Below are 12340 nucleotides of genomic sequence, written 5' to 3' on the forward strand. Positions count from 1 at the left end.
AGTAAAAGCAGATTGGTCGTTCCAAACTGTTTATCTATCAGTCTTTGCACATTTCATCCTGTTTAAACGGTGGATGTTGATTGATTCAGCACCTTTTCATATTGTTGAATCAGAAGCGTAGCATTATGTGATGATGAATAATCTGTATGGACGATGTGGTGAAGATCGTTCTTCACTTGCTCGTTCCATCTGTTTTCATAAAGATAAGCGTGAATCGCTTCTTTTAGCTGACTCGTTGAACGCGGTTCAATGAGCAGATGTTGATAGGTAGAAAATAGTGATGGGAGACCACCAACCCGTGTTGCGATGACAGGCAGTTTTAAAGCGAGCGCCTCAAGGACGACAGTCGGCATTCCTTCACTGTAGGATGGAAGGGCAAACAGGTCAGCTGCCATTAAATAATGTTTGACTTGTTCATTCGGCACCTGCCCCGGGAGTATAATGGATTCTCCCGCCCGTTCGGCCAGCTCCTTTGCGAGGGGTCCTTTTCCGACAAAGACGGCTTTCACACCCACCATCCCGCTGACAGCTTCCGCTAATTCAAGCAAACCTTTCTCTTTGACTAAACGGCCAACAAAAACGATGAGCTTGTCGTGAAGCGGTAAACCTACCTGCTTTCTGATGGCTGTTTGATCCCCTGGTGTTCTAGAAAATGACTTGAGCGGAATTCCAAGCGGGAGACATTGTGCATCCACCTCTGTCATGTCATGTGTTTTCTTTGCCAGCTCCTCACTCACTGTGAGAACAGCAGACGCCTGTTTTACTGCTGCTTCAAAGGCTGCAAGCGCCCCTTTGCTATAGTTTGGATAGATGTTCACATCACTACCGTGTAAGGTCAGAAGATAAGGGATGCTCGCTTCCTTTTGGATCACAGCTGCTGCGCCGCCAGACGGCATGGCAAAGTGCGCATGGATGAAATCCGGTGACAGTTCATAAAGCTCCATTGTGCGTAGGACAGAAGCTGCGATTCGTTTACTCGGCTGAGCCCATTTTAGCTGTCCAGGCAGTGCTGTATAAGGCGGTCTGTAAACCGGTACTCCGCACCTCACTTCCTGCTGGGGAAGATCTTTTCTCTGACGATAGGAAGCTTTAAGCATCCGTAAGATGGGCGGATTGACAGGGGTAGGACAAATCACGCTCACTTCTACGCCTTGTTTGACCAGCTCCTGCACTTGCGTTTCATGGAAGACGCCTTCACTTGGATGTTTTTCACTAGGATATACACTTGTCAGCCATAGCACCTTCATGACGAACGACCTCTTCTCCATAATTTCCCTGTCACCTGCGGATACATTTTGACAAGCAGCAAGCTATATAAAGCCGCACTTAAACAAATCGTCAGTAGTAATTGAAGCAGTATATCCGCTGATGTCAGCTTCATCCCTTGATGAACAGCTACTGCGCAGCCGGCCATTAACAGCGTCATGACAGCAGGCTTTACGAGTGATTTTACATACACCTTCATATCTAGCTGAATGACATAAGCCATCAGCCACCTGCCGACAATGAAGTTCAGCAGGCTGACCCCTGAGTAGACCCAAGCTACAGTCAATAGACTGCCAGTATGGACTCCTGCATATAAGGCGCATCCATATACGATGAGCATGCCTGTATCCCAATAAAAAGCTAAGTCAGCTCTTCCTTTTGCAAGAAGGATGGAACCATTTGGATTCATCAGCACACGGAGTAGACCAACAATGCACAAAATATTCAAAACCGGGACCGCCACTAGCCATTTCTCTCCAAACACCACTTCTATAAAGCTATCTGATACGGCAGCAAGACCGATGAGGAGTGGAAAACTAATGAGTGCGAGCATATTCGTCATACTGAGGAAGCCCTCACGCAGCCTAGAATGATCACGCTGACTTTTTGCGAAAACTGGGAAAGCCACTCTCGTCACAATCGGGTTAATTTTCAGCACCGGGATTGTGACGATTTGATAAGCCAGGCTGTAAATCCCTAAAGCTTCTGCTCCAAGAAACCGTCCTATTAAAATCATGTCGATATTTGAGCCTGCCCGATTGACTAGTCTTGACGCAAGCTGGAAAGCCCCGAAGGAGAAAAACTCTTTCACTTCCCCTAATGCGAAAACGGGTGCTGGGCGCCACTTCTTCCAATAAGCCGCTGCATACATGAGTCCTTTTCCTGATTGAAGCAGTACTTGAGAGATCACATAGGCCACAATTGGATTAATAAAAAAGGCTAGAATCAGTAGAACAATCAGCGAAATGATCGTCGCTATCGTCTCAATCGTACTTAAGGTTTTAAAGGCTAAATCTTTCTGCATCATATATTGGTATTGCTGACCAATTGGTGCAATAAGAAACATGATCGATAATAACTTGAGCAAGCCTTCCAGCTCAGGTCTGGCATAAAAGGCGGCAATCAAGGGACTTGCGAGGATCAATACACAAAACAAGAGAATTCCCGTCAGCAAGTTGATCCAATATAATGTAGATAATTGACGTTCCGTCGTTTGTTCCTTTTGAATGATCGCAGCACCGATACCTAGATCAAGTAAAATCTGTGTAAATATTGTGACCGTTGTGATCATGCCAACGAGTCCAAATTCTTTCAGTGACATTACGTTCCCTAAAAAGGCGAACTGTGCAATTTGGATGATGGTAATGATCAATGCGGACAAGCTTGTCCATTTTGCTCCGCCCAGCAGGCGATTTTTCATACTTGCCATTTCTCTTCCCTACTTTACTTATCTGGCTCCGTCACCAGTCACGATGACTTTTAACGTTTTTACCATAATCTTCGTGTCGAGAGAAAATGTCAAGTTTTGAATATACTGTAAGTCGTGTGATAATTTTTCACTTGGACTCATTTCATATCCCCCATTTACTTGAGCAAGGCCTGTCAGCCCCGGCTTCACTGTCAGTCTTTTTGTAAAGCCTGGAATCGTCCGATTAAATTCGGCAGTAAACATTGGTCTTTCCGGACGTGGACCTACAATACTCATTTCTCCTTTTAACACGTTGATAAATTGCGGCAGTTCATCAATTCTTGTTTTTCTGATGAATGCCCCCACTTTGGTGATACGAGGGTCATTTTTTTGCGCCCATTTCGCTCCTCCGCTTTCTGCGTTGGTTCTCATCGATCTGAGCTTCCATAATTTAAAGTAGACACCGTCTTTTCCGACCCTTTCCTGCATATAAAAGGCTGGCCCTGGTGTTTCTAGCTTGATTAAAAGGGCAAACAGTAAAATGATTGGCGTACTCAACATCAATCCGATGAACGAGAACACGACATCTATGAAACGTTTTGCAAATAAATATCGAACCATATGTTCTGTTAAAGCAAAAGAGTGGTTTCGTCTCACTTCATATTCTCTGTAAAGGTTCATCGCTTTCTCTGCGCTCACTGACCTGCACCTCACCATTCAAAGTAGTTGTTGTGTAAAGAGATGTTCTATGAAAGTCAGTTTAGCAGAGCAACATTAAGCAAATGTAAATGGGCTGTTAAGTCTTGTAAAAGTGTGTTAAGAATGTGCCCTTATATCAAGTTATGCCCTTTTAAACGTAAAAAAGACCCGCAATTCTGCGGGTCTACGTGTCTTTTTTATTTTGCCTTTACGGATTCGATCGTCTTCAGTCTAAGCGTTCCGTTTGCATCTTTTGTATACGTTACTTTCACTTTTGATTCTTCTTTTAGGCTGTTCACTTGTTTAGAAAATGTATTTCCGAATTGAATGGCTACTTCTTTTCCATCAATGTTGACAGCAATTGTATGTCCATCAGCCAAACCGACATATGTGCCTTCTTTGGTGACTTCATTTTTCTTCGTTGTAGATTCTTTTTTTGTTTTAGATTCAGCTTTTGACTGATCATTTGTCGTTTCTTCTTTTGTGATTTCCTTACTTGAGCTTTCTTTTGCATCTTCATCAGATTGACCTGCTTGGTCTTCTGTTTGAGCAGCTGTTTCTTTGCTTTCATCATCTGCTTTTTCACTTGCAGACTTGTCTTCCGTCTTTTCATCTGTTGCATTTTCTTTCTTTTGATCTGCTGCTTCAGTTGTTTCTTTTTTGCTGTTATCCGTATTGTTATCGTTTGACTGATTTGATGTGCCGCATGCTGTGAGCATTACACCTAGAAGTAAGACTAAAAACGGCATTGTGATTAATTTTTTCAAGATCGTCACCTCTTCATGATTTGTCGATTTGCTGTCATTGGAAGGCAAATACGTGAAAAATCCACCCTCTATGTTTCGATTATAACAAAAATAACCTGAAATGAAATGTATTTTTAACTTGACATATCATTCATCCGATCTATTTTATTCAAAATATTGAGATACACCTGCTGCGATTCCTGAAGCCAGCCTCTCCTTAGCAGTCGTTGATTTTAATATACTGGCATCAATCGGACTGGTTACGAACCCTGTTTCGAGCAAGATGCTGGGCATTTTTGAATACTTGATCACGTAGAACCCTGCTGTTTTCACACCACGCTCCCTTGTGCCAAGGGCTTTCACCATCTGGGGCTGTACCTTTTGTGCCAGCTTTAAACTATTGGCCGAAGCATACGTCGCATCATAATACGTTTCTGTTCCATTTGCACCGCTATTATCATTTGCATTGGCATGGATGCTGATGAACACATCCGCACCAGCCTGTGATCCTTTGCTTACGCGCGTTTGCAAGGAATCAAATGTATCAGATGTTCTAGACATGACCGTCAGCGCACCCGCTTGTTTGAGCCTTGCTTGCAGTTTTAACGCGACATCCAGATTTACATTTTTTTTAAACAGCCCATTTCCTACCGCTCCAGCATCCTGCGCACCATGACCTGGATCAATAAAGATGGTTTCACCTAACACATGATTTTTCAGCTGTGTGATCACACTGGTTCGTATGGTTGATGTTCCGCCTAACACTGTAAATGTTGAAATCTTTTTAGTCCCAATGACACGACGAATCGCATCTGGTACTGATTGAGCGTCTGTAAGAAGAAGGGTTTGCCCTTGCTTGGCTGCCGTACTTGCCGCAGCTGCCGCATCGGCATATGCATAGCCGTTACTCATATACGTTTGGGTTGTCTTCATCGGGTATGTTTTCGCAATTCGGGCTGCCACTTCATACCGATTAGCTCCGCTGATTCTCACGGGTGATGGTAGCTTTTGATAGGCTGCTTGATTGACATTTGTTTCCCCGCCAATCACAATCGTCCGTTTCACCGCTTTGCTTTTTAATAGATTGGCTGTTTCCTGCCGCAGCCCTTTTGCATCGGTTAATAAAATAGGAAAGCCCTGTTTTGCAGCATACGGAGCAATCGCCACAGCATCTGCATAAGCAGAACCATTCACAATCACAGCTGTATCAGCACTCTTCATTTGCTTAGCAACGTTTGCCGCCAATTCATATCGATTCTTCCCTTGTATTCGCGATACGGATAGATTCATTGCTTTTAGCTGCGCTACGACTTTTTGAGAAATGCTTGCGGTTCCGCCAAGAATGATGACACGCTTCGTTTTAAAATGCTGAAGACCTGACTTAGTTGCACCTGAAAGACTGCTAGTATTCGTTAAAAGCACTGGGGCTCCTTGCTGAAAGGCATACGGCACAGCACTTAGCGCATCTGCATAAGCTTCACCGCCTACTAAAACAACTGTAGGTGCTGTCGACCAGCCTCGTTTTGCAGCGTTAACTGCCACCTCATATCGATTACTTCCCTCAATTTTCGATACATTGTGCTGCGCAAATGCAGATGGTGCATACAAACATAGTGAAACCACAATCAAAACAAAACATTTGATATAAGAACGCATGAAGTCAACCTCCTTGGTTTTGAACCCTTCACCCCGGAAACACTTCATGTACTTTTGAAAAAAGGCTGCCGAGAGTCGTTTCTCGAGCAGCCTAAGAGGTGTATCTTAGGCACCCCTCATCTGTATGTTTTCTTATCTAAAATAGCCTGAAACACCGCTTGAAATACCTGACGCTAATCGATCTTTATAAGTAGCAGATTTCAAAATATTTGAATCAACTGGACTGGAAACAAAACCAGTTTCTAAGAGAACACTTGGCATCTTAGAATATTTAATCACATAGAAACCAGCTGTCTTCACGCCACGGTCTCTTGTGCCTAATGCACTGACCATTTTAGGCTGAATATTTTGCGCAAGCTTCAAGCTGTTTGTTGCCGCATATGTTTTGTCATAATACGTTTCAGTTCCATTTGCACTGCTGTTATCATTTGAGTTCGCATGGACACTGATGAAGATATCTGCATTTGCTGACGCACCTTTGCTCACCCGTGTTTGAAGACTGTCGAATGTGTCTGATGTTCTTGACATCGTCACAAGTGCACCTGCGTTGTTTAACTTTGTATTTAGACGTTTGGCTACATCTAAGTTTAAGTTCTTCTCATATAATCCGTAGCCTACCGCTCCTGAATCATGAGCGCCATGACCTGGGTCAATGAATACTTTTTTGCCAACGACAGGATTTTTCAATTGATTCACGACAGTTGGTGTCACTGTATTTGTACTGCCAACGACAGTAAATTTGGTGATTTTTTTGCTGCTAATCGTCGCTCTTGTTACCTTTGGCAGCGTCTTTTCATTCGTTAGGAGCAATGCTTTGTTTTGCTTTGCTGCAATTCCTGCCGCAGAAGATGAAGTGGCATAGCCAAACCCTCTTCCTACATAGGTATTATTTGTGCTCATATTGTATTTTTTCACAATATTCGCAGCCACGTCATAACGAGTAGAGCCTTTGATTCGCGTTGGAGATTTTAATTGATTATAAGCTGCTTTTGTGACGTAATTCTCTCCGCCTACGACAATGGTTTGTTTCACATTGCTTGCTTTTGCAACAGAAGCGATTTCAGAACGAAGGCCCTTTTTATCTGTATATAGAATTGGGAACCCTTTTTGTGCCGCTACAGGTGCAATGGCAATTCCATGTGCATAGAATGACCCTTCAACCACAACGACGCCAGCTGGCGTTTTCATTTTTTTCGCGATATTTGCCGATAGCTCATATCGGTTTTTTCCTGAAATACGTTGTGTAGAGATGCCCATTTTCTTTACTTGATTGACCACGTTGTTTGACACACTTGATGTGCTGCCTAAAACAATAACTGTCTTCGTTTTTAAAGCCGTTAAGGCTTTTTTTGTATCTCCAGAAAGGCTTGTACTATTTGTGTAAAGAACTGGTCCATTTTTTTGATGTGCCAGTGGAATTCCTGCTGTTGCATCTGCATATGCAGTTTTCCCCACTAAAACAACTGTACTTGCTGTTCCCCATCCTTTTTTCGCTACGTTTGCTGCTACAGCATACCGGCTCCCACCATCAATTCGGGAGACCGAGTTATCTGCTGAAGCTGTTGGAACAATAACGAAAATGGCGATGAGGCTGAGGATGGCTGTTTTGATCATTGAGCGCATCTTCTGTGTCCTCCCTTAACTTTTAATAGTTTGTTAGTTTTGTACCTGGATAGTAGAACGAAAGTATAGAAGAATACGAGTTTCCAGATTCAGCTCTAGCTTTGGCGCCGTATTGACTCATACCAATGCCGTGACCATAGCCTTTTCCTGAAATCGTGAAATCATTTGTATTATTCTTTACTGACGCAAACGTACTTTTCACCTTTGTTGCGCCCATGACTGTTCTAAACTCTGTCATTTTCATACTTGCCGTTGTACTTTTGTTCACTGTATACGTACCTGTTTTGTTTTTCAGATGGTAATTCAGCTTGATTGAAACGGTCTTCGCACGCTGACCTTTTGTTTTTCCTGAGAATGTCAGGCTTGAAATAGATGCAATTCTCATGTCAGATGCAGCTGTTTCTTTATTTTTCAACAGCCATGATTTTAGACCAGCAAGGTCGGCAGCATTGGCTTCTTTTGCCTTAGACCACTCAGAAGCTGCTGTACTTGCAGTCAACGTAGTGCCTAATTGCTTTTTAGACAACTTCAGTGTCCACGCATTGACAGGATCTTTTGTGTCTTTTTTGGCGACTAAGTATGGCAGTGCATTCCCCCATACTTCTTCACTCGCCTCAGTGTATCCGCCATTACTAGAATAATAGGTGGCTGAAATAAGTTGATTGTTGTATTTCAGAACCTTGCCTTTTGTGGCATCCACAGCTTTTGTCGAATTTGTGTACCAGTTATATCCTCCATATACTTGGAAGGCTGTTGTATCAGGTACGACTTTTCCAATACTTTTCACTGAATACGTTCTAGCGGCAACAGCTTGTGCTTTTAATGCCTCAACATGCCAGCTCGCAGGCATTTCGTTTGGCACAACACCTTTTAGATAGTCTTCAAATGGAATATTTTCATTAGTCGGCCTGATATATCCTGATTCAATGGCAAAGTTGACGTTACCTAAGTAAGGCTTCCCTGCGATTTGAAGGACATTTTTGGTTGAATATTTCTCAGGAACAACTCTTAATGTGTTATACGTCTTAATGCCTTTTAATGAAATTTTTCCGTTAGAAATATTCAATTGGTAGTTTTGATTTTTTTTCAGATAGACTTGTTTGGCTAAAGAATTTTTTAAACTATCTGTAATCGCACTTGTGCTACCAGCAAGATGGTAAGCATATGTACCTTTTTCTTTCAGCAATGCTTTTAATGACGCTGTGACAGAATCCGGCTTCACATACACAACGGTACTGTTAGATTTTGCAGCCAATTGCGACAAAGGCATTGCATAAATATAGCTAGAGGCTTTTGCCAAGTACACTTTATCTGCATTAATGTTTAATTTTTTAATGATATTCACAGATAATTCGTAGCGATTGGCACCGCTGATTCGTGTCACCTGTGAGGTTTTCTTGATTTGATTTTCTACTTTTTGTCCCGTACTTTTTGTACTGCCGATGATAATGACTTTACTTGGCATTTTATAAGACGGAATGGAATCTTTTTTTGTTAATAGGATTGGGTATCCTTTTCTCGATGCATAGGATGCAATTGCAATCCCATTCATGAATGAGTTCCCGCCGACAACAATTGCTTGCTTATAGTTACCCATTTCTTTGGCGATTTTTTGGGAAATTTCAAATTTGTCTTTCCCACTAATGCGTCTCACTTTTCCATACTTTTTGATTGATTTCTCAGCAGCTGTTGAAATACTTTTCGTATTCCCGACAATTAAGATGTTATCAGGATTCATCTTTTTCAACTGATTTTCAGTTGTCTTCGTTAGCTTTTCAATGTTCGTGTACAAAATTGGGGCGCCTAATTTGTATGCTAACGGCGATACAGAAATGGCATGATCAAAAGCATCTCGGCTCACAATCACAACGGTTGAAGGATTTTTCCATCCTGCAGAAGCAATACTATTGGCTACTTCGTAACGATTTTTGCCGTCGTATCTTTTCGTCACAGCGACATTTGATCCTGATAGTTTGTATTCCCCCGTTGTTGAGAAATCCATGCTGTTTTTGTTTCCGATATAGTTAGACAGTTTTACTGAAATTGTCGAGCTGGCCATGGCAGACTGAAAAGGTGCAATTAGTAGTGTCAGTGTCATGAGAACGATAAGTGTAATGCCTGTTTTCTTCAATTTTGTTCATCCCGCCCATCTTTTTTTACTTCTGTTTTTCAATCTTCTGAATTTCTTTTTGACCACTGTCATTGATAAAGTAAGAGATTTCTACTTTGTCACCTGGTTTAAATTCATTTAATACATCTTTAAAATTATCCGTAAATTCATAGCTTAAGGTCGTATTCACTTTTTTCACTTCGACTGTATGTGCATCAGCCATTCCAATAAATTCAGCTTTTTCTTCCAGCACCTGAGGAGTTGAACTGCTTGTCTTGTTTTCTCCTGAGGATTGCTCAGCCGTTCCACATGCTGTGAGCACGATACCTAGTAGTAGTATTAAGAACGGTAAAACGACGATTTTCTTCATTTTTTTCACCTCATGTCTTTGTATCGTCTTATAACTTAATATTTTAAGGTAAATTTAAGGTTTTTTGAAACCTTTTTTTTGTTACAACGTCTATATCTAGGTTCAGAGTAAAAAAATAACTTGTTTATCAAGATTCGTAAACCTATAATCATGGAAGAATGATAGAAAAGGTGAGGGACATTATGAGAGCTGAGAGAAAAAGAAAGAAAAAGAAGGTTCTTTGGATTGTTTTATCGATTATTGGCTTATTCGTATTAGCCACTGGCGGATACGCGTATCATCTTTGGAATACAGCCGCATCCACTGTCGCAGGCATTCAAGAGAACTTAAAGAAGTCAGATAAGCGTGACAAAGATGTCGATTTAAGTAAAAAAGACCCGATCTCCATTTTAGTCATGGGTGTCGATGAAAGAAAGAATGACCGAGGCCGTGCAGATACATTAATATACATGACAGTGAATCCGAAAACGAAAACAACTGAAATGGTGAGTATCCCCCGTGATACGTATACAAAAATTGTCGGAAAAGGCACAATGGATAAAATCAACCACTCTTATGCTTTCGGTGGTACACAAATGGCTGCAGATACAGTAGAGGAACTGCTTGATGTACCTGTGGATTACTTTGTGAAAGTGAATATGGAAAGTTTCAAAGACATTGTCGATACACTTGGCGGCATTACGGTGAACAGCACGTTTGCTTTCAGCTATGATGGCCATTCATTTGGTACAGGAGAAATTAACCTGAACGGCGATCAAGCCCTTGCCTATACAAGAATGAGAAAGCAAGATCCTAAAGGTGATTTCGGCCGTCAGCAAAGACAGCGTCAAGTCATTGAAGGCATCATTGCAAAAGGCGCTAACATTTCATCTATTACGAAATTCGGCGATATGTTTAAAGTCGTTGAAAACAACATGAAAACGAATATGTCCTTTGACGACATGTGGACGATGATGAATGATTATCGTGATGCAAGACAAAATGTGAAACAGCACGAGCTGAAAGGTACAGGCGCACGAATCAATAATATTTATTACTATCAGCTTGATGACAGCAGTTTAGCGAAAGTGAAGAAGGAATTGAAGGATAGTTTGGAGCAGTAAAAAAGAAGACTACAGGAATGTAGTCTTCTTTTTTTATGATTGGAATGGGGCTGGTTTTTCATCACTTAAACCATAACGATGGAGAAGCTCTTCGACAATTCGTTTTGACGCTTGTCCATCACCATATGGATTAGACGCCTTTGACATGTTGTCGTACTCTTTCTGATCGACTAGAAGCTGTTTTGCCATGTTGTAAATGGTCTCTTCATCTGTACCTGCGAGCTTCAGCGTACCAGCTTTCACACCTTCAGGGCGTTCTGTTGTATCGCGCAGCACTAGTACTGGCTTCCCTAGAGAAGGCGCCTCCTCTTGTACACCGCCAGAATCCGTTAGAATAAAGTGCGAGGCAGCAGCGAAGTTATGGAAATCAACTACTTCGAGCGGCTCAATTAAGTGCACACGATCAAGATCACTGAATTCTGTCTGAGCCGCATCACGAACAGCAGGGTTTAAATGTACAGGATATACAACCTGAACATCTTCAAACTCTTCTACAATACGTCTAATCGCTCTAAACATGTTTTTCATCGGCTGGCCGAGATTTTCTCTGCGATGAGCCGTTAACAAAATCATTTTATCTGTGCCTATTTTCTCTAAAATAGGGTGTTGATACTGCTCTGTAACCGTTGTTTGCAATGCATCAATCGCTGTATTCCCCGTCACACAAATCGTCTCTTCTTTTTTATTTTCAATTAAAAGATTCTGTTTCGCCTCATTTGTAGGAGCAAAATGAATATCGGCAATCGTGCCTGTCATTTGTCGGTTCAATTCCTCAGGGAACGGCGAGTATTTATTGTGTGTTCTTAAACCCGCTTCAACGTGACCAACAGAAATTTGGTGGTAGAACGCAGCCAAACTTCCTGCAAAAGTTGTCGTTGTGTCGCCATGAACAAGCACAATATCAGGTTTTTCTTCTTGGAATAATTGATCTAGTTTCAACAATGCATTTGATGTAATTTCAGATAATGTTTGGCGCTGCTTCATGATGTTTAGATCATGGTCTGGCGTAATAGAAAATGCCTCAAGAACTTGATCTAGCATTTCTCTATGCTGAGCTGTTACAGTGACAATTGAATTTATTTGTGGATGTTTATTAAGTTCAAGGACAAGTGGAGCCATTTTGATTGCTTCAGGTCTAGTACCGAAAATAGTCATTACATTTAGTTTTTTCACTTGTTTATGCCTCTTTCCTAGTATAATACTTTCAATTATACACAATTTGGAGGATAAATTTAATGATATAAAAAAGAAATTTACATTGAATTAACGTTATCATTCACCCTCCTTTACATTTAACATATAAAATGTAAACTATCTAAAAATCATTTTTAGTGAAATCATTTGTCTTTCCTATGATTT

10 protein-coding genes are annotated in these 12340 nt (G+C 41.4%); 1 reads left to right on the plus strand and 9 read right to left on the minus strand.

The genetic code is table 11. The features are described from left to right. Window positions 1–62: 62 nt before the first annotated feature. The 8 genes from tuaC to NST01_RS16800 form a co-directional block, all read right to left on the minus strand. Window positions 63–1247: a teichuronic acid biosynthesis protein TuaC gene (gene tuaC / locus NST01_RS16765; protein ID WP_074041807.1), complete on the minus strand. Its 1185-nt coding sequence runs from the start codon at window positions 1245–1247 to the stop codon at window positions 63–65. After that, the gene (tuaB, locus tag NST01_RS16770) at window positions 1244–2695 is read right to left on the minus strand and encodes a teichuronic acid biosynthesis protein TuaB (protein ID WP_050826659.1); all 1452 of its coding nucleotides are present in this window, start codon (window positions 2693–2695) and stop codon (window positions 1244–1246) included. Before tuaB ends, tuaC begins: the two co-directional genes overlap by 4 nt. 18 nt (window positions 2696–2713) lie before the next feature. Beyond that, window positions 2714–3373, minus strand: a complete 660-nt coding sequence (locus NST01_RS16775; protein WP_008348294.1) for a sugar transferase — start codon at window positions 3371–3373, stop codon at window positions 2714–2716. A 197-nt stretch (window positions 3374–3570) separates the two neighbouring features. Beyond that, entirely contained in the window at window positions 3571–4140 is a 570-nt protein-coding gene (locus tag NST01_RS16780) for a hypothetical protein (protein ID WP_019743577.1), read from the minus strand. 144 nt (window positions 4141–4284) lie between these two features. Further along, complete coding sequence (locus tag NST01_RS16785; RefSeq protein WP_326114939.1) at window positions 4285–5775, minus strand: N-acetylmuramoyl-L-alanine amidase; 1491 nt, start codon at window positions 5773–5775, stop codon at window positions 4285–4287. A 132-nt stretch (window positions 5776–5907) separates the two neighbouring features. Continuing rightward, on the minus strand, window positions 5908–7398 hold the full coding sequence (locus NST01_RS16790; protein WP_008348299.1) for an N-acetylmuramoyl-L-alanine amidase: 1491 nt from the start codon (window positions 7396–7398) through the stop codon (window positions 5908–5910). A gap of 22 nt (window positions 7399–7420) precedes the next feature. Next, the gene (locus tag NST01_RS16795; protein ID WP_008348301.1) at window positions 7421–9529 is read right to left on the minus strand and encodes a SpoIID/LytB domain-containing protein; all 2109 of its coding nucleotides are present in this window, start codon (window positions 9527–9529) and stop codon (window positions 7421–7423) included. Window positions 9530–9554: 25 nt separating this feature from the next. After that, entirely contained in the window at window positions 9555–9878 is a 324-nt protein-coding gene (locus NST01_RS16800) for a hypothetical protein (RefSeq protein WP_035701604.1), read from the minus strand. Window positions 9879–10060: 182 nt separating this feature from the next. Here NST01_RS16800 and tagU point away from each other — a divergent pair, with 182 nt between their 5' ends. Continuing rightward, window positions 10061–10981: a polyisoprenyl-teichoic acid--peptidoglycan teichoic acid transferase TagU gene (gene tagU / locus NST01_RS16805; RefSeq protein WP_008348305.1), complete on the plus strand. Its 921-nt coding sequence runs from the start codon at window positions 10061–10063 to the stop codon at window positions 10979–10981. Between the two features lie 33 nt (window positions 10982–11014). Here the strand turns inward: tagU and wecB are convergent, their stop codons facing one another. After that, window positions 11015–12154, minus strand: a complete 1140-nt coding sequence (gene wecB / locus NST01_RS16810) for a non-hydrolyzing UDP-N-acetylglucosamine 2-epimerase (protein ID WP_017359979.1) — start codon at window positions 12152–12154, stop codon at window positions 11015–11017. Window positions 12155–12340 lie beyond the last annotated feature (186 nt).

Origin of the sequence: Bacillus sp. FSL R7-0166, from assembly GCF_038008935.1 — a bacterium.
Classification (GTDB): Bacteria; Bacillota; Bacilli; order Bacillales; family Bacillaceae; genus Bacillus; species Bacillus altitudinis.

Bases quoted from the DNA above. Each gene is read 5' to 3' on its own strand.
- tuaC (WP_074041807.1), bottom strand. From the start codon at position 1,247: ATGAAGGTGCTATGGCTGACAAGTGTATATCCTAGTGAAAAACATCCA.
- tuaB (WP_050826659.1), bottom strand. From the start codon at position 2,695: ATGGCAAGTATGAAAAATCGCCTGCTGGGCGGAGCAAAATGGACAAGC.
- NST01_RS16785 (WP_326114939.1), bottom strand. From the start codon at position 5,775: ATGCGTTCTTATATCAAATGTTTTGTTTTGATTGTGGTTTCACTATGT.
- NST01_RS16790 (WP_008348299.1), bottom strand. From the start codon at position 7,398: ATGCGCTCAATGATCAAAACAGCCATCCTCAGCCTCATCGCCATTTTC.
- NST01_RS16800 (WP_035701604.1), bottom strand. From the start codon at position 9,878: ATGAAGAAAATCGTCGTTTTACCGTTCTTAATACTACTACTAGGTATC.
- tagU (WP_008348305.1), top strand. From the start codon at position 10,061: ATGAGAGCTGAGAGAAAAAGAAAGAAAAAGAAGGTTCTTTGGATTGTT.